Below are 25721 nucleotides of genomic sequence, written 5' to 3'. Positions count from 1 at the left end.
CAACAGGCCGCACTTATCCCCGATCGTAATCATCTTCCAGGCGCCGCTCATCCTCTTCTAACCGACGCCGATCGTCATCCAGCTGGCGCTGGCGCTCATCTAAACGCTGACGTCGGTCTACAAGCTGTCTGCGACGGTCATCGTACCGTCGATTGTCGGACTGACTACTGCGACTGTAACCGTCATTGCCATCATCGTTGCTGCGACTGCTGCTGGGGTTATAGGCATCGTTGATCGCCTGCTGAATGTTACCAATAGCATCATCAACAATATCGGCATGAGCCAGCTGGCTGGTTAATGACAGCAGACCAAATAACAGGGCGGTAGAGCAACGTTTCATAAGGCCAGACTCGCAGGTGGACTGGCTTTAAGGTAATAAACGGCAGGCGACAGAGGTAGCAGAGGAATCTCAAATTATCATCACTTTTCGCAGCGCCTGCGCCAGCTGTACACGGGTAAAAGGTTTACGCAGTAATGCCACGTCCGGCAGCTGTGGGTTATGCGCTGGCCGTAAATCCTGGCCGCTGATCAACAATACCGGTAACTGAGGGAAGTGGCTGCGCACATGGTTAATCACCTCGGCACCGCTCAGGTTGCCGGGCAGCATCAGGTCACTGATAAATATGCCGATATCCGGCGACGCCTCCAGCATCCTCAGTGCCTGTTCACCGTTGTCCGTTTCAAGCGTCAGATAGCCCAGGTGATGCAGCTGCTCGCACAGGGTCTGACGAACATCGGCTTCATCCTCCAGCACCAGAACCAGCCGTTCGCTTTCACCGGATGTCGTGGCATCGGGTATTTCATCGTCAGAAACGGCAGGCAGTGTCGAGCGCGGAAGCTGGAGGCGCACGGTCGTCCCCTGCCCCGGTGCGCTTTCAATTTCGACACGACCGCCGGACTGACGCACAAAACCGTAGACCATCGACAAGCCTAATCCACTGCCGCTGCCGGTCTGCTTGGTCGTAAAGAACGGCTCAAAGACCTGTGATTTCACCTCCTGCGACATCCCGCTGCCGCGGTCAATGACCTCCAGTGCCACCATATCCTGTCTGCGCCCGTCGCTACGGGTCACACGCTGATTCCAGGTACGGATCTTAATCACCCCGCTTTGCCCTTCCATCGCGTCGCGGGCGTTCATCACCAGGTTAATAATGGCGTTCTCCAGCTGGCTCACATCTATCCACGCGGGCCACGCCGGGGATTGTGCCTCAATCTCCAGCGTGAGAGTGGCAGGCAACGAGTGGCACATCAGTTCGCTGAGATTTTCCAGTAGCGGTTTCATCTCCACCGCATGTGGGGTCAGGGATTGTTTGCGGGAAAAGGCCAGCAGACGCTGGGTCAGCAGTGCGCCACGTTCCGCCGCCTTAAGCGCGCGGGTAATGCGTGGGGCGTCATGTGAGGTGGGTTCGGTCAGTTCCAGGCTGCCGATAATCACCGCCAGCAGGTTGTTAAAGTCATGTGCCAGTCCTCCCGTCAGTTGCCCGACGGCCTTCATCTTCTGGCTATGCAGGAGTGCTTCCTCCAGCCCCTGACGCTCGATGCGGTCAATCTCCATCTGTGAGGTTTTTTCTTTCAGCAACCGCGTGGTGTGCTCAAGCGAGGCAGTATTGCGGGCAAAAACGTTAAACGCGCGCGCCAGTTCCCCCAGCTCGTCACGCCGCTGCAGCGCAGGCACCGAAACATCCTGCTCTCCGTGGGCAAGACGCGACATCGCCCGGGAAATAGCGGTCAGGTTGGAGCCCAGGTTGCGGTAAATATACCAGCAGGCGCACCCGGTAATGATCAGCGCCAGTACGGCAAACACGCTGATAAACACGCTAATGGAGCGCAACTCCTGATGACTCTGGGCGGTACGCAGCGTGGAGGCCTGCGCCACCTGCTCCACGTACTGATTGATATCGCTGTTTAATATCGCCACCAGCGCCTTGATGTGAAACATATACCAGCTGATCGACAGATCGCTCTCTTCCAGTTGCTTTGACAACGGAGCCAGTTTACGTAATTCGTCGTTAAAATCAGGCAGCACCAGGTTCACCACCGGCAGGCTCGCGCTGCGGGGCAACGTCGCCGTCACGGTATCCAGTTGCTGTACCGTGGCGCGTGGGGCAGGGGTTTCAATGGCGGCGATGAGTAGCCTGTCCATTTCCGCGAGCTGTTGCGCATCCGGTACGTTGCTGCCGTAACGACGGTTAATATCCTGCAAATGGCGCAGATAACTCTGGCTCTGATAAAGCGCGCTGAGCAGCGCGTTACGCTCCAGATGACGGCGCTGCCCGCGCTCCAGCATACCTGTCACGCTTTGCTGTAATTCATTACTACGTTGAATGATTCGCGCCACCAGTACCGGCTCCTGCTGCGCCAGTGGTGCATCGGCGAGCTGTTCCAGCGAGTGGCGCAGTGCCGTTTGTGTTTGTTTCAGCCTGTCGGCTTCACTTTTGTATTCCAGCGCCCCCACCACCTGCGAGAGCCGCACCGCCGCGGTCGCCACGTTGGCGGTGTCACGCGCGAGGTTCATGCTGCCGGTCATGTCATTCAGCGTTTGCTGCTGTACCTGCTCCTGGATCTGGCTGGCATGACGAAAGCCGAGCACTGCCACACCGCTGACCATCAGCGTCACTGCCACCACCAGCAGATTAAAAATCAGCAGGCGGCCACGGGCGCTGGTGAAGAACGGGGGTCGGCGTGATGACATGGGTTTGGGCTCCTGTGCGGTTTGGTGCCCTCACCCTAGCCCTCTCCCACAGGGAGAGGGAAAAGAGAAATGTGACGGCGATTAACTATTCATAACTATGACAAATATGAACGGCTTCTGACATTTTGCATTTACTCACCTGTGATGAAGTGCAGATATCGACATTCACAGGAGATCCGCCATGAGCAGAACCCCGGTACTCGAGATGCGCAATATTGCCAAGACGTTTGGCAATTTCCACGCGCTCAAGGGTGTGGATTTGACGGTCTTTCCCGGTGAGATCCACGCGCTGATGGGGGAAAACGGCGCGGGGAAAAGCACGCTGATGAAAATCCTCGCGGGGGCATACACCGCCACCCGTGGCGAGATCCTGATCGACGGTCAGCCGTTTCACATTAAAGGGCCAAAAGATGCCCTGGCCGCAGGCATTACCCTGATTTATCAGGAGATGCAGCTTGCACCCAACCTGACCGTTGCTGAAAACATCTTCCTCGGTAGCGAACTGTCGCGCGGTGGAATGGTGCAGCGTAAAGAGATGGCGACTCAGGCCCAGGCGGTGATTGACCGTCTTGGCGCACACTTCAAAGCCACCGACCTGGTGATGAAACTGACTATCGCCGAGCAACAGCAGGTGGAAATTGCCCGCGCACTGCACCGCAACAGCCGCATTCTGGTGATGGATGAACCGACCGCCGCCCTCTCTTCGCGTGAAACCCATCGCCTGTTTGAACTGATTTTGCGCCTGCGTGATGAAGGAATGGCGATCATTTATATCAGCCACCGTATGGCAGAAGTGTACGAACTCTCTGACCGCGTCAGCGTCCTGCGCGACGGGCAATATGTTGGCAGCCTGACGCGCGACAAGCTGAATGCGTCTGAGCTGGTGAAGATGATGGTTGGCCGTCCGTTAAGCGACCTGTTCAACAAAGAGCGCGATATCCCGCTCGGTAGCCCGCGTCTCAACGTCCATCACCTCACCGACGGCAAAAAAGTGCAGCCCTGCAGTCTGCAGGTGCGTTCCGGCGAAATTGTTGGCCTCGCGGGGCTGGTCGGTGCCGGACGTTCCGAACTGGCGCAGCTGATTTTCGGCGCACGTAAGGCCACCGGGGGAATGATTGAAGTGGACGGTGAACCGGTGGTGATCCACTCCCCACGCGCAGCAATCGAAAACGGCATCGGTTTTCTGACTGAGAACCGCAAAGAACAGGGGCTGTTCCTGGAGCTGGCGGCACAGGAGAACATCACGATGGCAACGCTGGAACGTGATGCCACCTTTGGCATGCTTAACCGTAAAAAAGCACAGTCCATTTCTGATGAGGCCATCGCCCTGCTCAACATCCGCGTCCCCCATTCACAGGTGCGCGCGGGCGGGTTATCCGGCGGCAACCAGCAAAAATTACTCATCTCCCGCTGGGTGGCGATTGGCCCGCGCATCCTGATTCTGGACGAACCGACGCGCGGCGTGGACGTCGGCGCAAAAAGCGAGATCTACCGCATCATGAATCAGATGGCGCATAAAGGGGTGGCGATTTTAATGATCTCCAGCGAGCTGCCAGAAGTGGTGGGCATGAGCGACCGGGTCTACGTGATGCAGGAAGGTAGCATCGCGGGTGAACTGCACGGGCGCGACATCTCCCAGGAAAACATTATGACGCTGGCAACCGGCGTGAACGACTCTCATCATCAGGCGGTGTAATTATGACAAACCCAACCCATCCGCAGCAGGTAGCGAAATCGACCTCCGCCAAAAAAGTGCTGATGAGCGATCTGATGCAAACGGTCGGTATTTTGCCAATTCTTATCCTGATCGTGGCGGTATTTGGCTTTATTGCCCCCAACTTTTTTACCGAGAGCAACCTGCTCAACATCACCCGTCAGGCGTCGATCAACATCGTGCTGGCGGCAGGGATGACCTTCATCATTCTGACCGGTGGGATTGACCTCTCCGTCGGCTCGATTCTGGGTACCACGGCGGTGGCGGCAATGGTCGTATCGCTGATACCCGAATTCGCCATGCTCTCCATTCCGGCGGCGCTGATGCTCGGCCTGGTGCTGGGGCTGTTCAACGGCGCGCTGGTGGCCTTTGCCGGACTGCCGCCGTTTATCGTCACGCTCGGTACCTATACCGCCCTGCGCGGTGCGGCGTACCTGCTGGCAGACGGCACAACGGTGATTAACTCGAACATCAACTTCGAGTGGATAGGCAATAACTATCTCGGCCCGGTTCCGTGGCTGGTGGTCATTGCTCTGGCGGTCATTGCGCTGTGCTGGTTCATCCTGCGCCGCACCACGCTGGGTGTGCACATCTACGCGGTGGGCGGCAACATGCAGGCGGCACGCTTAACAGGTATCAAGGTCTGGCTGGTACTGCTGTTCGTGTACGGCATGAGCGGCCTGCTCTCGGGCTTAGGCGGGGTGATGAGCGCGTCACGACTCTACAGTGCCAACGGCAACCTGGGCATGGGCTACGAACTGGATGCCATTGCGGCGGTGATCCTCGGCGGTACCAGCTTTGTCGGCGGGATCGGCACGATCACCGGCACGCTGGTAGGCGCATTGATCATCGCTACCCTTAACAACGGCATGACGCTGATGGGCGTCTCTTACTTCTGGCAACTGGTGATCAAAGGGGCGGTGATCATCATTGCGGTGCTGATCGACAAATACCGTACCCGACACCATCAAAGTGCATAACAACAACATCTTTCTTCGAGGAATACAGCATGAGATTGAAGCCATTAGTAACCGCGCTCTGTGCTGGCGCGCTGCTTGCCGCAACGCCATTTGCGCAGGCGAAAGATCTGAAGTCCATCGGCGTCACGGTGGGTGACCTTGCCAACCCGTTCTTCGTGCAGATCACCAAAGGTGCCGAGCTGGAAGCGCGCAAACTGGCGGGCGATAACGTCAAAGTGACGCTGGTTTCCAGTGGTTACGATCTGGGCCAGCAGGTGGCGCAGATCGACAACTTTATTGCCGCCAAAGTGGACATGATCATTCTCAATGCCGCAGATTCAAAAGGGATCGGCCCGGCAGTTAAGCGCGCAAAAGACGCCGGGATCGTGGTGGTGGCGGTTGACGTGGCAGCAGAAGGGGCAGACGCCACCATCACCTCCGATAACACCCAGGCAGGGGAAATGGCCTGTAAATACATTACCGACCGCCTGAACGGTAAAGGCAACGTCGTGATCATCAACGGACCACCGGTGTCTGCGGTGCAAAACCGCGTAGAAGGCTGTCAGACAGAATTCAAAAAGCATCCTGGTATCAAAGTGCTTTCTGACAATCAGAACGCCAAAGGCAGCCGTGAAGGTGGTCTGGAGGTGATGACTTCACTGCTGGCGGCCAATCCGAAGATCGACGGCGTGTTCGCGATTAACGATCCCACGGCGATCGGGGCCGATCTGGCGGCCAAACAGGCACAGCGTAGCGAATTCTTTATCGTCGGTGTGGATGGTTCACCGGATGGTGAAGAGGCGCTGAAGCGGGAAAATTCCCTGTTTGTGGCGACTCCGGCACAAGATCCGCAGGTAATGGCGGCAAAAGCGGTAGAGATCGGCTATGACATTCTACAGGGCAAACCTGCCCCGAAAGCGCCAGTGCTGATCCCGGTGACGATGATCGATAAAAAGAACGTCGGCTCTTATAAGGGATGGACGGTGAAGTAATCCTTTTCCCTCTCCCTCCGGGAGAGGGCGTTTACGAGGAGTCCCCATGAAACGCTCCGATATCAACGAAATCCTCGGCCATACACGGCAATTTTTTTCCATGCACGACGTGCACCTCCCGTCGTTTGCCAGCTTCCCACCAACGAAATGGCAGCAGCTCGACCAAAGTACCTGGCGGGAAGTGTTCGACCTCAAACTCGGCTGGGACGTAACCGCCTTTGGTGGCAACAACTTTGTCGCGCAGGGGTTAACGTTGTTTACCCTGCGAAACGGTTCTCCCAACGGCATACCTTATGAAAAATGCTATGCCGAAAAAATCATGCACGTACGCGATGGTCAGGTGACACCCATGCATTTTCACTGGCGTAAGCGGGAAGACATCATCAACCGTGGCGGCGGGAATCTGATTATTGAGTTATGGAATGCCGGGGTGCATGAAGAGACCGAAAACACCGACGTCACGGTCGTGATCGACGGCTGCCGTCAGACCCATACGCCCGGCAGCCAGCTGCGCCTCACACCAGGGGAAAGTATCTGCCTGACGCCCGGCCTGTACCACAGTTTCTGGGGCGAACGCGGCTTTGGTGACGTCCTGGTGGGAGAAGTGTCATCAGTAAATGACGACGATCACGACAACCACTTTTTACAGGCCATTGACCGCTATAACACTATTGAAGAAGACGAACCGGCGGTGCTGGTGTTGTGCAACGAGTACAACCTGTTTCGGATATAAGGAGTGAATGATGCCATTGATTTCTCTTGCCGACGGTCTTGAGCACGCCAGAGAACATCGCTACGCGCTGGGGGCGTTTAACGTTCTTGACTCTCATTTTCTGCGCGCGCTGTTTGCCGCGGCGAAGCAGGAACGCTCGCCTTTTATCATCAACATTGCGGAGGTGCATTTTAAGTACGTCTCCCTGGATTCACTGGTCGAAACCATCAAATTTGAAGCCGCCCGACACGATATTCCCGTGGTCCTTAATCTCGACCACGGGCTGCATTTTGAGGCCGTGGTGCGCGCACTGCGTTTAGGGTTTAGCTCTGTAATGTTCGATGGCTCTGCATTAAGCTACGAGGAAAATATTCGTCAGACGCGCGAAGTGGTGAAGATGTGCCATGCGGTTGGCGTGTCGGTGGAAGCGGAGCTGGGTGCCGTGGGTGGCGATGAAGGCGGTGCGCTCTATGGTCATGCCGATGAAGCGTTTTTCACTGACCCTCAGCTGGCGCGAGAGTTTGTCGATTTGACCGGCATCGATGCACTGGCGGTCGCCATCGGCAATGCGCACGGTAAATACAAAGGCGAGCCGAAACTCGATTTCCCGCGCCTAGATGCCATTCGCCAGCAGACCGGCCTGCCGCTGGTGCTGCACGGCGGCTCCGGCATTAGCGATGAGGATTTCCACCGCGCCATTGAGCTGGGTATTCATAAAATCAATTTCTATACCGGTATGTCACAGGCCGCGCTGTCTGCCGTTGAGCAACGCATGGCAAAACGTCAGCCGTTGTATGATGAGTTTGCCGAGCTGTTGCTGGGTATTGAGGAGGCGATTGCCGATACGGTGGCCGGGCAGATGCGCATCTTCGGCAGCGCGGGGCAGGCATAATGGAACGTAAAGGGATTATCGCCGCAGGTAATATGCTGGTGGATCATGTCCACCAGATCGTGCAGTGGCCGGAGCGCGGCTGGCTGGCGGAGATTACCCACAGCGAACGCTCAACCGGCGGTGCGCCGTTGAATGTCCTGCTGACGCTGGCAAAAATGCATGTCGGCCTGCCATTACAGGCGGTAGGATTGATTGGCGTTGATGGCGACGGGGATTACATTCTGGCGATGCTTGACCAGTATCACGTTAACCGCCAGCGCGTGCAGCGTACCGACTTCGCGCCAACCTCCATGTCGCAGGTGATGACCGACCCCAGCGGACAGCGTACCTTTTTCCACTCGCCAGGAGCCAACCGTCTGCTGGATCTTCCCGCATTTGACCACCTTGACGGCTCAATGAAAATCTTCCACCTGGGGTATTTGCTGCTGCTCGACAGTCTGGATATGCCGGATGCCGAATTCGGCACTCGCAGTGCGCGACTGCTGGCGCAGATGCGTGACCAGGGATATGAAACCTCGCTCGATTTGGTCTCCCGCAAGGGTGATCCGCGCTATCAACCGCTGGTATTCCCTGCCCTGCGCCATCTCGATTATCTGGTGATTAACGAGCTTGAAGCCGGAGAGTTCAGCGGGCTGGAGATGCGCGATAGCAACGATATGCCGCACATTGCCCATATTGCTGAAGCCGCCTCGCAGCTTCTGGCTGCGGGTGTACGCCAGCGCGTGGTGATCCACTGTCCGGAAGGGGCATGGGGCGAAGCGCCGGGTGAAGCCGGACGCTGGATACCGTCCTGGATGCTGGAGCAGGAGGAAATTATCGGCAGCGTCGGAGCGGGCGATGCGTTTTGCGCAGGCTTTTTATACGGCTGCCATGGATCCCTGCCGCTGGCAGACAGTATTTATCTGGCACATGCCTGCGCACGAGCAAGCCTGCTGGCCGCCAATGCAATTGACGGCGCGAAAACACTGGCAGAACTGCAGGCGTATATCAAAGAGAATACTTAAGCGGCTTTCTCGCTGTGAGAGACATCAGTAGCAAAGACGTAGCCCAGCCCACGGATGGTTTTAATGAAGGCGGGTTGATGCGGGTTGGCCTCAATTTTCCGGCGCAGACGCATAATTAACACATCGATGGTGCGGTCGAAGACCTCGGCACTTTCACTGTGGGTCAATTCAAGCAACTGCTCGCGGCTGAGCACACGACGGGCGTTTTGGGTCAGTGCCAGAAGCAGGCCATACTCGCCCTGGGTTAATGAGACGGTGTTACGCTGCGGATCGCTGAGCTCACAGCGGGTGGTATCCAGCGTCCAGCCGTTGAAGGCAATCCCCGCCACGCGCGGTGTCGCGGTTTCTGCCGCCAGCGCCCCGGTGCGACGCAGCACAGCCTTAACGCGGGCAACAACCACGCGCGGGTTGAACGGTTTACCGATGTAATCGTCGGCCCCCATCTCCAGCCCCACGACCACGTCCGATTCACTGCCCAGACCTGTCAGCATCACCACCGGTAGTTCCGGGCGTTGCTTTTGCAACTGTAGCAAGACCTGCAGACCGTTGATGTCCGGCAGCATCATGTCCAGTAACACGAGGGCAATCCCTGGCTCCTGTTGCACCAGACTCAGTGCGTCCCGGCCATTATGGCAGACAAGCACGGTAAAGACGTGCTCGCTGAGCACATCCTGCAGCAGTTCGCAGACTGCCGTATCGTCATCAACCACCAGAATCGCCGGTTTCATCGCATGCTTCCGTCAGGGAACTATATTAAGTCTGAACCATTCTGCCGCTCGCTCCAGCCAAATTGTTTTTTACGTGATGGAATTTCAACCCAGGTCACATCCACTGCCCTTTCGACACGTCAATTTTGACGATTACCTGTTTTTCGTCAGCGTTTTGACCCGAAATTGGCCGTAAAGTCTGATGATACCCACACTAAAAACATGGCATAGAAGCTGCATAATGGGTGCGAAAGAGTTTATTAACTGGAGCAGACTGATGAAAAAAGTCGTCACGGTTTGCCCTTATTGTGCCTCAGGTTGCAAGATCCACCTGGTGGTCGATAACGGCAAAATCGTCCGGGCGGAGGCCGCACAGGGGAAAACCAATCAGGGCACGCTGTGCCTGAAAGGTTACTACGGCTGGGATTTTATTAACGATACCCAAATCCTCACCCCGCGCCTGAAAACCCCTATGATCCGCCGCGAGCGCGGTGGCAAGCTGGAAGCCGTCTCCTGGAGTGAGGCGCTGGACTACGTCGCCGCGCGCCTGAGCGCCATCAAAGCCAAGTATGGCCCGGATGCGATTCAAACCACCGGCTCCTCACGCGGTACGGGTAATGAAACCAACTATGTAATGCAAAAATTCGCGCGCGCCGTTATTGGTACCAATAACGTCGACTGCTGCGCTCGCGTCTGACACGGCCCATCGGTTGCAGGTCTGCACCAGTCGGTCGGTAACGGCGCAATGAGCAATGCAATCAACGAGATAGATAACACCGATCTCGTGTTTGTTTTCGGTTATAACCCGGCGGATTCTCACCCTATCGTCGCGAATCACGTTATTCGCGCCAAACAAAATGGGGCGAAAATCATCGTCTGCGATCCGCGTAAAATTGAAACTGCGCGCATTGCGGATATGCACATCGCATTGAAAAACGGTTCGAATATCGCGCTGTTGAATGCAATGGGGCACGTCATTATTGAGGAAAACCTGTACGACCAGGCGTTCGTCGCCACCCGTACGGAAGGGTTTGAAGAGTATCGGAAAATTGTTGAAGGCTACACGCCAGAATCGGTTGAAGCGATTACTGGGGTCAGCGCCCAGGAGATCCGCCAGGCAGCACGGATGTACGCGGGGGCGAAAACCGCCGCTATTCTGTGGGGCATGGGCGTAACCCAGTTCTATCAGGGTGTGGAAACCGTGCGTTCACTGACCAGCCTCGCCATGCTGACCGGTAATCTTGGTAAGGCACATGTCGGTGTTAACCCGGTTCGCGGTCAGAACAACGTGCAAGGTGCGTGTGATATGGGTGCGCTGCCGGATACCTATCCGGGCTATCAGTACGTCAAGTTCCCGGAGAATCGCGAGAAATTTGCGAAGGCCTGGGGCGTGGAGAGCCTGCCGGAACATACCGGATATCGCATCAGCGAGCTGCCGCACCGTGCGGCACATGGCGAGGTGCGTGCTGCCTACATTATGGGTGAAGATCCGCTGCAAACCGATGCCGAGCTGTCCGCAGTGCGCAAAGGGTTTGAGGATCTGGAGCTGGTGATTGTGCAGGATATCTTTATGACCAAAACGGCGGCAGCGGCGGATGTGATTTTACCGTCGACGTCCTGGGGTGAGCATGAAGGTGTCTATACGGCAGCAGACCGTGGCTTCCAGCGCTTCTTTAAAGCGCTCGAGCCGAAGTGGGATCTGAAAACGGACTGGCAGATCATCAGCGAAATCGCTACCCGCATGGGTTACCCGATGCACTACAACAACACCCAGGAGATCTGGGACGAGTTACGAAATCTGTGTCCTGATTTCTTTGGTGCCACCTATGAAAAAATGGGTGAACTGGGGTACATCCAGTGGCCGTGCCGGGATGAGTCAGAAGCCGATCAGGGCACGTCGTATCTCTTCAAAGAGAAGTTCGACACGCCAAACGGGCTGGCGCAGTTCTTCACCTGCGACTGGGTCGCCCCTATCGACAAGCTCACCGACGAGTATCCGATGGTGCTCTCCACCGTGCGCGAAGTGGGCCACTACTCCTGTCGTTCGATGACCGGCAACTGTGCCGCGCTGGCAGCGCTGGCGGATGAACCGGGCTACGCGCAGATCAACACCGCCGACGCGGAACGCCTCGGCATTGAAGATGAAGCGCTGGTGTGGGTAAACTCGCGTAAAGGCCGGATTATTACCCGTGCGCAGGTCAGCGATCGTCCAAACAAAGGGGCGGTCTATATGACCTACCAGTGGTGGATTGGTGCCTGTAACGAACTGGTGACGGAGAACTTAAGCCCGATAACCAAAACGCCGGAGTATAAATACTGTGCCGTACGCATAGAGCCGATTGTCGATCAACATGCTGCCGAACAGTATGTGATTGATGAATATAACAAGCTGAAAGCCCGACTGCGTGAAAGCGCAATGGGCTGAAGCCGTTAATTAATCGGTGAATAAATGGGGTGGCATATTCACCCCATTTTTATATCTGAATTAAATATAAATACTGTATATTTTTATTCCGGAAGGCATCTCGCAGAAATAATGTAATTTACGCAGAAAAGAATTACATCTTTGCATTTTAATTCAGAGAGATAAGATATGCGGCGGGTGCTTAAGACTTTCTGTCTTGAGCATTGTTGAGGGACAGAAAGTGGAAAGCCCCGGGAAATTTGCATTTACCCGAGGCTACCCCTCAACTCCCAACAAGTTGAGAGTAGCCTCTTATTCTTTTTTTGACAAGGAGTAAAAGGCATGACGCCATTAAAAACTGCGTTAGGTATCGTCTTTATTATTTGCCTGACGATAGTGATCTTTACCTTTATTAATCGCGGTAAGTTATGCGAACTCACAATAAAGGGTGAACATCAGGAGGTGGCGGCGAAATTAGCCTGCAATGCAGGCTAACCTCATCGGGCGGAACGACAGTTCCGCCCGGCTTGTAGGAGGCTGAGGTCTTAATGCACCCATTTTTTTCTTCCGCGACCGCGATTATACTGCGCGACATGTACTCAGATGATAAGTGTCCATGAAACATATTTTGGTGTTGTTGTTACTTTTTACGTCGCTTGCCCGTGCTGATGAGATCGGCAGCCAGTACAAGGAACAGGCCGAAGCGGGCGATGCCCGCGCCCAGTATTACCTGGCCGATACATACTTTAGCTCTGGAGACAGTAAACAGGCGTCACTGTGGGCGGAGAAAGCGGCAAAAGGGGGTGATGTCGATGCAATGGCATTACTGTCACAAATCCAGTTCACGCAGGGCGATTACCTGCATGCCAAAGCGCTGGCGCAACAGGCAACGATTGCGGGCAGCAAACGTGGTGCGATTATGTTGGCACGCGTGCTGGTAAACACTCAGGCGGGCAAAACTGACTATCCTCAGGCCATTAAACTGCTGCAAACCGCGACTGAAGATATTGATAACGACTCTGCGGTAGATGCGCAAATGCTGCTGGGGCTTATCTATGCCAACGGTGTTGAAGTCGCTCAGGACGACGTAAAGGCAGCCTCCTGGTTCCAGCGCAGTTCTTCCCTGTCACGTACGGGTTATGCGGAATACTGGGCGGGGATGCTGTTCCAGCAGGGTGAGAAAGGCTTTATTACGCCGAATAAACAGAAAGCGTTGTACTGGCTGAACCTGAGTTGTACCGAAGGGTTTGATACAGGGTGTGAGGAATTCGACACCCTGAGCGGTCAGTAAAAAAAGCCCGGTGGCGCTACCGGGCTTTTTTACATTACTGGTCAGCCGTCTTATCGAAACGCCCCAGCACGTCACGTTCATACGCCAGTGCTTTTTTGCGGTCGAATTTGTGTTCCCACTTGGCAATCACCAGCACCGCCAGCGCGTTACCCACCACGTTCAGCGCCGTACGCGCCATGTCGAGGATACGGTCGACACCGGCGATAAACGCCAGCCCTTCCAGCGGAATACCGACGCTGCCCAGCGTCGCCAGCAGCACCACGAAGGAGACACCCGGCACACCTGCGATACCTTTTGAGGTCACCATCAGGGTCAGTACCAGCACGATTTCCTGCCACAGTGACAGATCAATGCCGTACAGCTGGGCAATAAAGATGGCCGCAATACTCTGGTACAGCGTCGAACCATCGAGGTTAAAGGAGTAGCCGGTCGGCACCACGAAGCTGGTGATCGACGCGGGCGCACCGTAGGCCTCCATTTTCTCGATGATACGCGGCAGCACGCTTTCCGAACTGGCCGTGGAGTACGCCAGAATCAGTTCATCTTTCAGGATGCGGATCAGGATCCAGATGCTCAGCCCGCACAGGCGCGCCACAATCCCCAGCACCACCAGCGCAAAGAACAGGATGGCGAAGTGTACCAGGATAACCAGCTTCGCCAGCGGCCACAGGGAGGCGAAGCCGAAGTTCGCCACGGTCACCGCGATCAGTGCGAACACCCCTACCGGCGCGTAACGCATTACCATGTGGGTGACTTTGAACATGGTTTCAGAGATAGAACGGAATACAGTTACCAGCGGCTCACGGTGGCTCGCGGGCAGCGATGACAGTCCCAGACCAAACAGCACGGAGAAGAAGATAATCGGCAGCATCTCACCCTTCGCCATTGATGCCACGATGTTAGTCGGCACCAGCGACAGAATGGTGCCCATCAGGCCATGCGCGTGGCTCTGCACATCTGCGGTTGTGCTTTGGTATTTTGATATATCCACCGTCGCCAGCTGCGACATATCAATCCCGGAACCTGGCTGGAACACGTTTGCCATCGTGATGCCCAGGATGATGGCAATTGTCGTGATCACTTCGAAATAGAGGATCGTTTTCGCGCCGATACGGCCTAGCTGCTTCGCATCACCAACGCCGGCAATACCTACCACCAGCGTAGAGATAACAATCGGCACTACAATCATCTTAATCAGATGAATAAAAATATCGCCTGCCGGAGAGAGCAGGTTCGCAATCAGCCACTCGCGGCTGTCGCTATGATAATGAAGATAACTGCCCAACAAGATACCCAGCACAAGGGCTAGCAAGATTTGCCAGGCCAGGCTGACTTTCAAATTTTTCATAGAAACTGACTTCCTCAATGAAATCTCCACGTCACTAAACTGCATGAATATGGAGACATACTGAAAGGGTATGAATTGTGTTGCGTTGGTTTATGGGGTTTTTTAACGCGGCGTATGAGTATCATCTGCACGGCATGCTGTGCAAGCCTTAAAGAACAAGGCGGTTCACTACCAAAAGAGTCTGCGACATTAATTTATAATAATTCTTATAAATAACCTTTTGTTATAAAAACGCTTTTTTCAACACAAATGTGAATAATCAGTAAGCTGAATTATTTCCCTTCAAAGTTTCATTCGCTCATTTTTCAGCCTGTTCAGACAATGCGTGATCTGTAGCCCAAATAATAAACAAAGCTTGTAAAGCCCCTACAATTAACGTTTTAGAGACATATTATTAACATCTTACAAGGAGAAAAAAAGCCATGAGCCAAATACACAAACATGATATTCCCGCAAATATTGCGGAACGTTGCCTGATCAACCCGGAGCAGTACCACGAGAAGTATCAGCAATCTATCTCCAGCCCTGACCTCTTCTGGGGTGAGCAGGGCCACATCCTCGACTGGATCAAACCTTATCAGAAGGTGAAAAACACCTCCTTTGCGCCAGGTAACGTCTCCATTAAATGGTACGAAGACGGCACGCTAAACCTGGCGGCGAACTGTCTGGATCGCCATCTTGCCGAGCGTGGCAACGAAACAGCCATCATCTGGGAGGGCGACGATGCCTCCCAAAGCAAGCACATCACCTATAAAGAACTGCACCGCGACGTGTGTCGCTTCGCCAACGTGCTGCTGGAGCGCGGCATTAAAAAAGGCGACGTGGTGGCTATCTATATGCCAATGGTGCCGGAAGCAGCGGTTGCCATGCTGGCCTGCGCGCGCATCGGTGCGATCCACTCCGTTATCTTCGGCGGCTTCTCACCAGAAGCGGTTGCTGGTCGCATCGTCGATTCAAACTCAAAACTGGTGATCACGTCAGATGAAGGCGTGCGTGCCGGGCGCAATATCCCACTGAAGAAAAACGTCGATGAAGCGCTGAAAAACCCAAATGTGAAGAGCGTCAGCAATGTTATCGTGCTCAAACGTACCGGCGGCAAGATCGACTGGAACGAGGGTCGTGACCTGTGGTGGAGCGACCTGATTGAGAAAGCGAGCGACCAGCACCAGCCAGAAGAGATGAACGCGGAAGATCCGCTGTTTATTCTGTATACCTCCGGCTCGACCGGCAAACCAAAAGGCGTGTTGCATACCACCGGAGGCTATCTGGTCTATGCGGCAACCACTTTCAAATATGTCTTCGACTACCACCCGGGCGACATCTACTGGTGTACCGCCGATGTGGGCTGGGTCACCGGTCACAGCTACCTGCTGTATGGTCCGCTGGCCTGTGGCGCAACCACGCTGATGTTTGAGGGCGTACCTAACTGGCCAACCCCGGCACGTATGTGCCAGGTGGTAGACAAACATAAGGTCAATATTCTCTACACCGCGCCAACGGCTATCCGCGCGCTGATGGCCGAAGGTGATAAAGCCATCGAAGGTACTGACCGCTCGTCCCTGCGCATCCTCGGCTCCGTTGGTGAACCAATCAACCCGGAAGCCTGGGAGTGGTACTGGAAAAAAATCGGTAAAGAGAAATGCCCGGTAATGGACACCTGGTGGCAGACTGAAACCGGTGGCTTCATGATTACCCCTATCCCGGGCGCGACGCCATTAAAAGCGGGTTCTGCCACCCATCCATTCTTCGGTGTACAGCCTGCGCTGGTGGATAACGAAGGAACCCCACTGGAGGGAGCCACCGAAGGCAACCTGGTGATCACCGATTCCTGGCCAGGCCAGGCACGCACCCTGTTTGGTGACCACGAGCGCTTTGAGCAAACCTACTTCTCGACCTTTAAAAATATGTACTTCAGCGGCGACGGCGCGCGTCGTGATGAAGAGGGTTATTACTGGATCACCGGACGCGTGGACGATGTGCTGAACGTCTCCGGCCACCGTCTGGGGACGGCGGAGATTGAATCCGCTCTGGTGTCGCATCCGAAGATTGCTGAAGCTGCAGTGGTCGGCATTCCGCACAACATTAAGGGCCAGGCAATTTACGCTTACGTCACCCTGAACCACGGTGAAGAGCCGTCGCCAGAGCTGTATGCCGAGGTGCGTAACTGGGTACGTAAAGAGATAGGCCCGCTTGCCACGCCAGATGTGCTGCACTGGACGGACTCGCTGCCAAAAACCCGCTCCGGCAAAATTATGCGCCGTATCCTGCGCAAAATTGCGGCAGGGGACACCAGTAACCTCGGTGATACCTCAACGCTTGCCGATCCGGGCGTGGTGGAAAAACTGCTCGAAGAGAAGCAGGCCATCGCAATGCCATCGTAACGCTGTTTTCTCCCTCTCCCTGTGGGAGAGGGCCGGGGTGAGGGCATCAGACCGCATCTTACCCCCTCACCCTAACCCTCTCCCTCAAGGGAGAGGGAATAACTACAAACACCTACCCTACAAAACTCTGGAGACTCTGTGATGAATAACGATATTTGTCAGCAGATAGAGAATAGTGCGCACTACAGGGAGCTCGTCGATAAACGGCAACGGTTTGCCTTCTTTCTTTCCATCATCATGCTGATTATCTACGTCGGCTTTATTTTGCTGATTGCCTTTGCCCCACACTGGCTCGGTACGCCGCTGCATGCAGGTACCAGCGTCACGCGCGGTATGCCCATTGGTATTGGCATCATTGTGGTGTCGTTTGTGCTGACCGGCATCTACGTCTGGCGCGCGAACGGTGAATTTGATCGTCTTAATAAAGCGGTACTGCGTGAGGTAAAAGCATCATGAAGAGAGTTCTGACGGCGCTTGCCGCCACACTTCCCTTTGCCGTCAACGCAGCGGATGCCATTACCGGTGAGGTACAACGCCAGCCAACCAACTGGCAGGCGATCGTGATGTTCCTGATTTTCGTGTTGCTGACGCTGTACATCACTTACTGGGCGTCAAAACGCGTGCGCTCACGTAGCGATTACTACACCGCAGGCGGCAACATTACTGGTTTTCAGAACGGCCTGGCGATCGCCGGGGACTTTATGTCGGCGGCCTCTTTCCTGGGGATTTCCGCGCTGGTGTATACCTCCGGGTACGATGGCCTTATTTACTCCCTCGGCTTCCTCGTCGGCTGGCCAATTATTCTGTTCCTGATTGCCGAACGCTTACGCAACCTGGGACGTTTTACCTTTGCTGACGTGGCCTCGTATCGTCTGAAACAGGGGCCAATTCGCACCCTCTCCGCCTGCGGATCGCTGGTGGTTGTGGCACTGTATTTGATTGCGCAGATGGTTGGTGCGGGCAAGTTAATCGAGCTGCTGTTTGGCCTGAACTACCACGTCGCGGTCGTGCTGGTCGGCGTGCTGATGGTGATGTATGTCCTGTTCGGCGGCATGCTCGCCACCACCTGGGTACAAATTATCAAAGCCGTACTGCTGCTGTTCGGCGCAAGTTTTATGGCCTTTATGGTGATGAAACACGTCGGCTTTAGCTTCAATAACCTGTTTGCCGAAGCGATGGCGGTTCACCCGAAGGGGGACGCGATCATGAGCCCTGGCGGGCTGGTGAAAGACCCGATCTCTGCGCTCTCGCTCGGTCTGGGCCTGATGTTTGGTACCGCCGGGTTACCGCATATCCTGATGCGTTTCTTCACCGTGAGCGATGCGCGTGAGGCACGTAAAAGTGTCTTCTATGCCACCGGTTTTATGGGCTACTTCTACATTCTGACCTTTATCATTGGTTTTGGGGCCATCATGCTGGTCGGCGCGAATCCGGTGTTTAAAGATGCCGCAGGCGCGCTGATTGGCGGGAATAACATGGCGGCGGTGCATCTGGCCGACGCGGTGGGCGGTAACCTGTTCCTCGGCTTTATCTCGGCCGTGGCCTTCGCCACCATTCTCGCGGTAGTTGCCGGTCTGACGCTGGCCGGGGCATCTGCGGTATCGCATGACCTGTATGCCAACGTGTTCCGCAAAGGGGCAACCGAACGCCAGGAGCTGAAAGTCTCGAAAATCACCGTGCTGGTGCTGGGCGTGGTGGCAATCCTGCTGGGGATCCTGTTCGAGAAACAGAACATCGCCTTTATGGTGGGGCTGGCCTTCTCGATTGCAGCGAGCTGTAACTTCCCCATCATTCTGCTCTCTATGTACTGGTCAAAACTGACCACCCGTGGGGCAATGATTGGCGGCTGGCTGGGGCTGCTGACAGCAGTGATCCTGATGGTTCTCGGCCCGACAATCTGGGTGCAGATCCTCGGCCATGAAAAAGCCCTCTTCCCATATGAATACCCGGCGCTGTTCTCCATTGCCGTGGCGTTCATCGGTATCTGGGTCTTCTCCGCGACCGATAACTCACCGGAGGGTAACCTGGAACGTGAGAAATTCCGCGCCCAGTTTATCCGTTCACAAACCGGCCTGGGCGTCGAACAAGGCCGCGCGCACTAACCCGCACATCCTCCCCGGTCATCTGGCCGGGGAATTCAGAACATCATCCATGCCACCAGCGGCGCAACCAACACCATCATCACGCCCGAAAGCATCATCACCAGGCTTGCGACCACGCCCTCCTGCTGACCCAGCTCATAAGATCGCGCCGTTCCAGCGCCGTGCGACGCCGCACCAAATCCCGCCCCTTTCGCCATGCCTTCACGGATGGAGAGCCGCAGGAACAGCATGTCGCCAACCGCCATTCCGAATACCCCGGTCACAACGACAAATAACGCCACCAGATCCGGCTGACCGCCTAGCGGTTTGGCAGCGGCCAGCGCAAACGGCGTAGTGACCGAACGCACGGCCAGGCTACGCTGGATCTCATCGGACAGGGTAAACAGCCGCGCCAGCCAGACGGAGCTGCACACCGCCACCACCGTAGCGGTAATCACACCTGCGCTCAGTGACATCCAGTGCCGTTTAATAATCGCAAGGTTATCGTACACCGGCACAGCAAAAGCGATGGTCGCCGGGCCGAGCAGCCACAGCAGCCAGTGGGATTCACCAATGTAGTTCTGCCAGGAGATATGTCCAAACACCAGCATCAACACCAGCAGGATCGGTGTGAAAACCAGCGGCATCAGTGGCAGCGCGTGAAAACGACGATACAACCGCTTGTTGGCAAAATAGATCGCCAGCGTGGCAATCAGGCATAGCACGCTTATCTGAAAGTTAGTCATGCTTCTGCCTGCTGATTTCAAACCGATATACTTTATCCACCACCCAGGCGGTAGATCCCAGCACCATCAGCGTACTCAGCGCGATGACCGCAAAGATGCGCCAGCCATCCACCATCAGCAATTGAGCATAATTCACCACCGCCACCACCGCAGGAACAAAGAACAACAGCATTTCAGCCAGCAGCCAGCGCGCACCGGCTCGTACCCAGTTCAGTGGAATAACACGACAGAGGATCAGCGTCAGCATCAGCATCATCCCCACCAGGTTGGCAGGCAGCGGCAGATGCAGCCAGCTGACAAGATATTCGGCAAAAACAAACAAACCCGCATAAAGCAGTACCTGAACCGGTACCTGAAGTCGTTGTACAACGGCAGGCGTAACACGGCTTAACGCCACGGCCATGAGTAAATTCCTCAAAAATGAGATAGAGCGTCAGTATAGTGAGCGCACGTAGTGGACTGAAATGAATTAAAATCATCAAAGGTATAGTTTCGAGGAATAATCATGGACATAAGAACGCTGCGCTATTTTGTCGAAGTGGTTCGTCAGCAAAGTTTTACCCGCGCAGCAGAAAAGCTATTTGTTACCCAGCCGACTATCAGCAAGATGCTGAAAAACCTCGAAGATGAACTGAACTGTACCCTGCTTATTCGCGACGGGCGCAAGCTGTTGCTGACCGATACCGGGCGCGTGGTATTCGAGCGCGGGCTGGCGATCCTGGCGGAGTTCCGCCAGCTCGAAGCCGAGCTTGACGATATTAACCACCTGACAAAAGGGTTGCTGCGTCTGGGTATTCCGCCGATGGTGGGCATGATGATGGCCGGGCCGATTAGCCTGTTTCGCCAGCGCTACCCCGGCGTCGAACTGAAGATTTCCGAGTTTGGTGGCTTAACCGTCCAGCAGGCCGTCACCAACGGCGAGCTGGACGTGGCGATGACCGCACTGCCCGTCGAAGAAGAGAGTGGTCTGGCAACGCTGTCGCTGTTCAGCCACCCGCTGTGTGTACTGGTACCGCGGTCCGGCGACTGGATGAAGATCGACTCGGTGAAGCCGGAGGTGCTCGGCGAGCATCCTCTGCTGATCTACAACGAAGATTTTGCCCTCAGCCGTCAGTTAATGGCGTTGTTTAGTCAACACAACGTGAAGCCACGCATTGCGGTGCGTAGCGGCCAGTGGGATTTTCTGGCCGCGATGGTGCAGGCAGGCGTGGGGATTGCCATCCTGCCACAACCCATTTGTGAGCGGCTGGATAAAAATACGCTGCGCTGGATCCCACTGGAGAGCGATTTGCACTGGCAGCTCGGGATGATTTGGCGTGAAGGAGTGTATCTGTCGCACAGCGCGCAGGCGTGGCTGAAGTGCTGTGAGGGGTTTTGGGTCCAGTCTGAATAGTGCCCCCTTCTCCCTCTCCCTGTGGGAGAGGGCCGGGGTGAGGGCATCAGCCCGCACAGACTACTGATTCTCGATCAACAACGCTTCCAGTAAGTCCAGATCGTGCAGCAGCTTTTGCAGCGTCTCATTGCTGATCTGGCGTGTGGCACGCAGGTGATACAGCTCGGCACGTTCTGAGCGCAGCGCCGCCAGACGGAACCGGCGTTCCAGGTTCTCTTCCTGTAGCGAACTTTCCACATCGTTTCGCCCGTCAGCACGACGGCGCAAATTACCAATCACGCGCGAACTGACCTCTTTCAGAAGCTGGTTATCAATGTTCTCTTCAGCATCCGTCGCCAGACGTTCTTCCATCTTCTCGATAGCCACGATCGCCACTTCTGCCGTGGCAGCCCGGGCAATGCGTTCCTCTTTGTGCTGCTGGGAATGGTCGCCCACATCCAGATGCTGCAGCAAAACAGGCAGTATGACCACGCCGACAAACAGCGAGAACAAAATCACACCTGCCGCCAGGAACACCAGTTCGTAACGCGCCGGGAAGACATCCCCCGTCGGCAGCAACAGTGGAATGGAGAGCACACCGGCGAGAGTGATTGCCCCACGGACACCCGCAAAAGAAGCAATCAACAGCTCACGCGTTGACCACGACCCGAACTCCATCGGCTTTTTCTTCAGGAAGCGCTGGCTGAAGTTTTTCATCGTCCACAGCCAGCCAAAACGCACCAGCATCAGCGCCAGGTAGATCAACGCGATATCAGCGAACAGCATCCAGGTTTCGACGTTAGGGTCAGCTTCTGCCGCCACCAGTGAGGACTCCAGAATACCCGGCAACTGCAGGCCCAACAGCAGGAAGACCATGCCGTTAAACACAAACTCCAGCATCGCCCATGTGCTGTTTGCACGCAAACGCATGGCCAGAGGAGCGGTACGCATCACACCAGAACGGGTGATGGTCATCCCCGCAGCAACCGCCGCAAGAATGCCCGACACGCCAATGTGTTCGGCAATCAGATACGAGGCAAACGGCAGCAGGAATAACAGAACAATCTGCGTGGCAGGTTCATCACCCCCCCAGCGGCTGAGAAAGCGCAGCGAGCGACCATACAGCCAGCTCACCACAAACCCGGCCAGGATACCGCCAATCGCCACCTTGAAGAATTCAAAGGTTGCACCGCCGACGGTAAAGACCATCGTTCCCATCGCAACCGCCACGGCAAATTTCAGGGCAACCAGGCCAGAGGCGTCGTTCATCAGCGCCTCTCCCTGCAAAATGCCCATAATTTTCTTCGGAATACGGCCTTCACCCACAATACCCGATAGCGCCACGGCATCGGTTGGCGACAGGACAGCCGCCAGCGCAAAAGCCGGAATGAGCGGAATACCCGGCACCACCCAGTAGATCAGGACGCCGATCCCAACCACCGTGACCACCACTAGCGCCAGCGCCAGACCGAAGATCTCTCGCCCGTGCTCCAGGAATTCGCGCGTCGGGGTTTTCCAGCCATCGGCGAACAGCAGCGGCGGGATAAACAGGACGAGGAACAATTCCGGATCGAACTCAACGTGCAGACCAAACGTCGGCCATGCCAGCAGCGCGCCGATGGCAATTTGCATTAAGGGTAGGGGCAACTGAAAGGGCAGTACGCGTGTGACCACCCCGGAAAGCGAGACCACAAGGGTCATGATAAGTATTGTGAAGAAGATTTCCATGCGTTCCCTGTTTGCTGTGTTGCTTATGTACTGCGGAAGGCGTCGTGCCTTTTATTCTATCTTCCAGAGAGTAACGCAAAAGGCAACGGGATGAGTCCTGAAAATAAAAACGGGCGGCCTGAGCCACCCGTTTTCGCATCAAAGGACAACTTAAATCGCCCAGCCACCCGCGTAGAACACCACCAGTGCGATGGCGATAACGACGGTGCCGATGTTCAGTTTACGCCATTCACCAGACACCAGACGGCCAATCACCAGCGACGCAAAACCGATCATGATGCCGGTTACGATGTTACAGGTCAGCACGATAAATACCGCTGTGATGAGGCCAGACATGGCATCCACAAAGTCAGCAAAGTCGATTTTTGCCACGTTGCTCAGCATCAGCAGACCTACATACATCAGCGCTGGTGCGGTCGCGTACGCTGGCACCAGGTAGGACAGCGGGGAGAGGAACAGGATCAGCAGGAACAGCGCACCGACGGTGATCGCCGTCAGGCCCGTTTTTCCGCCTGCCGCCGTACCCGCTGCAGACTCGATGTACACCGCTGCCGGAGCGGCACCGACCAGGCCAGAGAAGACGCTGCTCAGGGAGTCGGTCGTCAGCGCTTTGCCGCCATCAATAATCTGACCGTCTTTATCGAGCAGGTTTGCCTGACCAGCTACCGCGCGGATGGTGCCGGTAGCATCAAACACAGCGGTCATCACCAGAGCCAGAACGCTTGGCAGGATCACCGGGTTCAGCGCGCCCACGATGTCCAGACTACCAATCAGGGAGTTGCCTTTGTCATCACTCAGCGATGGCATAGCGAAAACACCGGAGAAGTGCACGTTCGGGTCGAAAATCAGGCCAACAATGGAAACACCGATAATGGTCAGCAGAATGCCGCCTGGCACCTTCAGTTTTTCCAGGCCGATGATCACCGCCAGGCCGATCAGCGACATAATGACCGGGAAGCTAGCAAAATGACCCAGCGCAACCGGCAGACCGTCCAGCGGGTTTTTGATCACCAGACCCACGCCGTTCGCCGCAATCAGCAGCAGGAAAAGACCAATACCAATGCCGGTACCATGCGCCACACCATGCGGCAGGTTGCGCAAAATCCAGCTACGAATGCCAGTCGCGGAAATGACGGTAAACAGCACCCCCATCAGGAACACAGCACCCAGTGCAACAGGCACGCTGATGTGCTGACCCAACACCAGACTGAATGCGGTAAAGGCGGTCAGAGAGATGGCGCAACCAATCGCCAGCGGCAGGTTCGCCCACAGGCCCATCACGATGGAACCCACACCCGCCACGAGGCAGGTGGCAACAAAAACGGCCGCCGGTGGGAAGCCGGCTTTGCCCAGCATGCCCGGCACAACGATGACGGAGTAAACCATCGCCAGAAACGTTGTCAGACCCGCAACGATTTCCTGACGCACGGTGCTGCCGCGAGCTGAAATTTTAAACATGGCGTCGAGTGAACCGCCGGTACGCGCAGATGGCGTAGACATAGAAAACATCCCCTGAGAGTTTTTATAGAAAGTCCGCAAGCGTGGTGGAGACTCCACTGCCAGCAAAACGTCAAATCCTTGTGCTGCATTTGCGACGAAAGGGGCGTCGCAAAAAAAGCAAACGTTTAGCTCCGCGCTTACAAAACGGGTGGTCAAATTAAGGCAAACGATTATCTAGCCTAATCACCGCCCTTTTCAACTGAACTTTCTCGTTTTTCGCTAAAATTCCCTTATGCCGCTGAAGAAATAAGCAGAGGATGCGCAAACGTTATCGTCTGTGCGCAATTTAGTAACATTTTACCCTTCGCCAGGTATGTTAAACGGGCCACCCTGTTCGAGCGTTCTCTGCCAGCCAGGGCGCATTTCGATCTTTTCCTTCCACGCCTGTATGTGCGGCAGGTTTTCAATACCACCACGTGCCAGCAGGGCGAAGATGGGAAAACTCATCTGAATATCGGCCATACTGAGTGCGTCACCGGCAAACCAGCTGTTTTCCGCCAGATGTGACTCGATATAGCGCGCGTGGGTTTCTAGCTGTCGGTTGAGCCAGGTCTTTTGTACCCCCTGTCCCAGCACGCTCCCCAGCGCCCGCAGGCCAAACGGGATCGGCGGTTTACCGAGGCTGGCAAAGATCAGCTTCATTAACAGCAGCGGCATCAGCGAACCCTCGGCATAATGCAGCCAGAAGCGATACTGCACCTTATGGGCAGGATCCAGCGGTTTGAACCGCGATTCGGTGTCGTAGGTTTCCTGTAGATATTCCAGAATAGCTCCCGATTCCGCAAGAATGAGCCCGTTGTCTTCAACCACCGGGGATTTCCCCAAAGGGTGTACTTTCTTGAGGGAGGCGGGAGCCAGCATATTTTTTTCACGTTGGTAGTGAACAATCTCATAGGATAAAGAAAGTTCTTCCAGCGCCCAGATCACGCGCTGTGAACGTGACTGGTTAAGATGATGTACCGTGAGCATCGTTGCCTCCTGTTATTCATACTTATTAACTATAGAAAATCGAACAACATCGCGAAAAAAATTTGGCTAAAAAGCCACGGCTCAGGCTGGCGAAAACCGGGGGCTTGCATAGAATTAAAGTGTCAGCACAATCCGGAACCTCCCCAACTTGCTCGACATGAGGGGTGCTGATGTCGGGGGAAACCCTCCCGTGAACCAGCGGGATAGAGAGAAAGACAAAGACCGGGAA

Annotated in this window: 23 protein-coding genes; 13 read left to right on the top strand and 10 right to left on the bottom strand. The window is 55.5% G+C overall.

All coding sequences use genetic code 11. The features are described 5' to 3' along the window. Window positions 1-13: 13 nt before the first annotated feature. Both yjdP and ACJ9N4_RS14790 read right to left on the bottom strand, forming a co-directional pair. On the bottom strand, window positions 14-340 hold the full coding sequence (gene yjdP, locus ACJ9N4_RS14795; protein ID WP_411500591.1) for a DDRRRQL repeat protein YjdP: 327 nt from the start codon (window positions 338-340) through the stop codon (window positions 14-16). Window positions 341-409: 69 nt separating this feature from the next. Beyond that, complete coding sequence (locus ACJ9N4_RS14790; protein ID WP_182919271.1) at window positions 410-2692, bottom strand: ATP-binding protein; 2283 nt, start codon at window positions 2690-2692, stop codon at window positions 410-412. Window positions 2693-2873: 181 nt separating this feature from the next. On the opposite strand from ACJ9N4_RS14790, the gene ACJ9N4_RS14785 reads away from it, so the two are divergent. The 6 genes from ACJ9N4_RS14785 to ACJ9N4_RS14760 are packed head-to-tail and all read left to right on the top strand — an operon-like array spanning window position 2874 to window position 8965. Further along, a complete protein-coding gene (locus ACJ9N4_RS14785) occupies window positions 2874-4388 on the top strand; it encodes a sugar ABC transporter ATP-binding protein (RefSeq protein ID WP_196390707.1) in 1515 nt (504 codons plus the stop codon). A gap of 2 nt (window positions 4389-4390) precedes the next feature. Further along, complete coding sequence (locus tag ACJ9N4_RS14780; RefSeq protein WP_182273430.1) at window positions 4391-5386, top strand: ABC transporter permease subunit; 996 nt, start codon at window positions 4391-4393, stop codon at window positions 5384-5386. A gap of 29 nt (window positions 5387-5415) precedes the next feature. Then, window positions 5416-6357, top strand: a complete 942-nt coding sequence (locus ACJ9N4_RS14775; protein ID WP_182273429.1) for an ABC transporter substrate-binding protein — start codon at window positions 5416-5418, stop codon at window positions 6355-6357. Between the two features lie 46 nt (window positions 6358-6403). Further along, window positions 6404-7090, top strand: coding sequence for a D-lyxose/D-mannose family sugar isomerase (locus ACJ9N4_RS14770; protein ID WP_182919269.1), 687 nt, complete (start codon window positions 6404-6406; stop codon window positions 7088-7090). 10 nt (window positions 7091-7100) lie between these two features. Then, window positions 7101-7961, top strand: coding sequence for a ketose 1,6-bisphosphate aldolase (locus tag ACJ9N4_RS14765; RefSeq protein WP_182274608.1), 861 nt, complete (start codon window positions 7101-7103; stop codon window positions 7959-7961). Then, window positions 7961-8965, top strand: coding sequence for a carbohydrate kinase family protein (locus ACJ9N4_RS14760; protein WP_182273427.1), 1005 nt, complete (start codon window positions 7961-7963; stop codon window positions 8963-8965). The genes ACJ9N4_RS14765 and ACJ9N4_RS14760 overlap by 1 nt, the downstream gene beginning before the upstream one ends. Here the strand turns inward: ACJ9N4_RS14760 and ACJ9N4_RS14755 are convergent. After that, on the bottom strand, window positions 8962-9693 hold the full coding sequence (locus tag ACJ9N4_RS14755; protein WP_182273426.1) for a response regulator: 732 nt from the start codon (window positions 9691-9693) through the stop codon (window positions 8962-8964). The two genes, ACJ9N4_RS14760 and ACJ9N4_RS14755, sit on opposite strands and share 4 nt — an antisense overlap. A gap of 256 nt (window positions 9694-9949) precedes the next feature. Here ACJ9N4_RS14755 and fdhF point away from each other — a divergent pair, with 256 nt between their 5' ends. The 3 genes from fdhF (at window position 9950) to ACJ9N4_RS14740 (ending at window position 13367) form a co-directional block, all read left to right on the top strand. Next, window positions 9950-12097: a formate dehydrogenase subunit alpha gene (gene fdhF, locus ACJ9N4_RS14750; protein ID WP_182919268.1), complete on the top strand. Its 2148-nt coding sequence runs from the start codon at window positions 9950-9952 to the stop codon at window positions 12095-12097. A gap of 321 nt (window positions 12098-12418) precedes the next feature. Continuing rightward, window positions 12419-12571 (top strand): Hok/Gef family protein, encoded by a 153-nt coding sequence (locus tag ACJ9N4_RS14745; RefSeq protein ID WP_182919267.1) that lies wholly within the window; start codon window positions 12419-12421, stop codon window positions 12569-12571. 121 nt (window positions 12572-12692) lie between these two features. After that, window positions 12693-13367: a tetratricopeptide repeat protein gene (locus ACJ9N4_RS14740; protein ID WP_182273423.1), complete on the top strand. Its 675-nt coding sequence runs from the start codon at window positions 12693-12695 to the stop codon at window positions 13365-13367. A 34-nt stretch (window positions 13368-13401) separates the two neighbouring features. Here the strand turns inward: ACJ9N4_RS14740 and gltP are convergent, their stop codons facing one another. After that, a complete protein-coding gene (gene gltP / locus ACJ9N4_RS14735; RefSeq protein WP_182273422.1) occupies window positions 13402-14715 on the bottom strand; it encodes a glutamate/aspartate:proton symporter GltP in 1314 nt (437 codons plus the stop codon). A gap of 422 nt (window positions 14716-15137) precedes the next feature. Between gltP and acs the strand changes: the two genes are divergently transcribed. The 3 genes from acs to actP all read left to right on the top strand — a co-directional run bounded on the left by acs (window position 15138) and on the right by actP (window position 19198). Continuing rightward, entirely contained in the window at window positions 15138-17096 is a 1959-nt protein-coding gene (gene acs / locus ACJ9N4_RS14730; protein WP_411500590.1) for an acetate--CoA ligase, read from the top strand. A gap of 141 nt (window positions 17097-17237) precedes the next feature. Continuing rightward, window positions 17238-17552 carry a DUF485 domain-containing protein gene (locus tag ACJ9N4_RS14725; protein ID WP_411500589.1) on the top strand — a complete coding sequence of 105 codons (315 nt, stop codon included), beginning with the start codon at window positions 17238-17240 and terminating at the stop codon, window positions 17550-17552. Then, entirely contained in the window at window positions 17549-19198 is a 1650-nt protein-coding gene (gene actP, locus ACJ9N4_RS14720) for a cation/acetate symporter ActP (protein WP_182919263.1), read from the top strand. The genes ACJ9N4_RS14725 and actP overlap by 4 nt, the downstream gene beginning before the upstream one ends. 35 nt (window positions 19199-19233) lie before the next feature. On the opposite strand, the gene ACJ9N4_RS14715 is transcribed toward actP, so the two are convergent. Together ACJ9N4_RS14715 and ACJ9N4_RS14710 are read right to left on the bottom strand one after the other, a co-directional pair. After that, window positions 19234-19923, bottom strand: coding sequence for an LrgB family protein (locus tag ACJ9N4_RS14715; RefSeq protein WP_182273418.1), 690 nt, complete (start codon window positions 19921-19923; stop codon window positions 19234-19236). Next, window positions 19916-20326, bottom strand: coding sequence for a CidA/LrgA family protein (locus ACJ9N4_RS14710; RefSeq protein ID WP_196390704.1), 411 nt, complete (start codon window positions 20324-20326; stop codon window positions 19916-19918). Before ACJ9N4_RS14710 ends, ACJ9N4_RS14715 begins: the two co-directional genes overlap by 8 nt. 102 nt (window positions 20327-20428) lie before the next feature. Between ACJ9N4_RS14710 and ACJ9N4_RS14705 the strand changes: the two genes are divergently transcribed. Beyond that, the gene (locus ACJ9N4_RS14705; RefSeq protein ID WP_182273416.1) at window positions 20429-21316 is read left to right on the top strand and encodes a LysR family transcriptional regulator; all 888 of its coding nucleotides are present in this window, start codon (window positions 20429-20431) and stop codon (window positions 21314-21316) included. A 60-nt stretch (window positions 21317-21376) separates the two neighbouring features. On the opposite strand, the gene ACJ9N4_RS14700 is transcribed toward ACJ9N4_RS14705, so the two are convergent. From ACJ9N4_RS14700 to ACJ9N4_RS14685, 4 genes are all read right to left on the bottom strand, one after another. Continuing rightward, window positions 21377-23023, bottom strand: a complete 1647-nt coding sequence (locus ACJ9N4_RS14700; protein ID WP_411500588.1) for a Na+/H+ antiporter — start codon at window positions 23021-23023, stop codon at window positions 21377-21379. A gap of 150 nt (window positions 23024-23173) precedes the next feature. Further along, entirely contained in the window at window positions 23174-24523 is a 1350-nt protein-coding gene (gene ghxP / locus ACJ9N4_RS14695; protein WP_182273413.1) for a guanine/hypoxanthine transporter GhxP, read from the bottom strand. Window positions 24524-24820: 297 nt separating this feature from the next. Then, window positions 24821-25492 carry a glutathione S-transferase family protein gene (locus ACJ9N4_RS14690; protein ID WP_182919261.1) on the bottom strand — a complete coding sequence of 224 codons (672 nt, stop codon included), beginning with the start codon at window positions 25490-25492 and terminating at the stop codon, window positions 24821-24823. Window positions 25493-25517: 25 nt separating this feature from the next. Further along, window positions 25518-25721: hypothetical protein (locus tag ACJ9N4_RS14685; protein ID WP_411500587.1), on the bottom strand; the 204-nt coding region annotated here is incomplete at its 5' end.

This window comes from Enterobacter sp. LM3, assembly GCF_046622475.1.
GTDB lineage: Bacteria > Pseudomonadota > Gammaproteobacteria > Enterobacterales > Enterobacteriaceae > Enterobacter > Enterobacter cloacae_P.
Note: the sequence above shows the minus strand (reverse complement) of the source record. Positions and strands in the feature narration are given on the sequence as shown.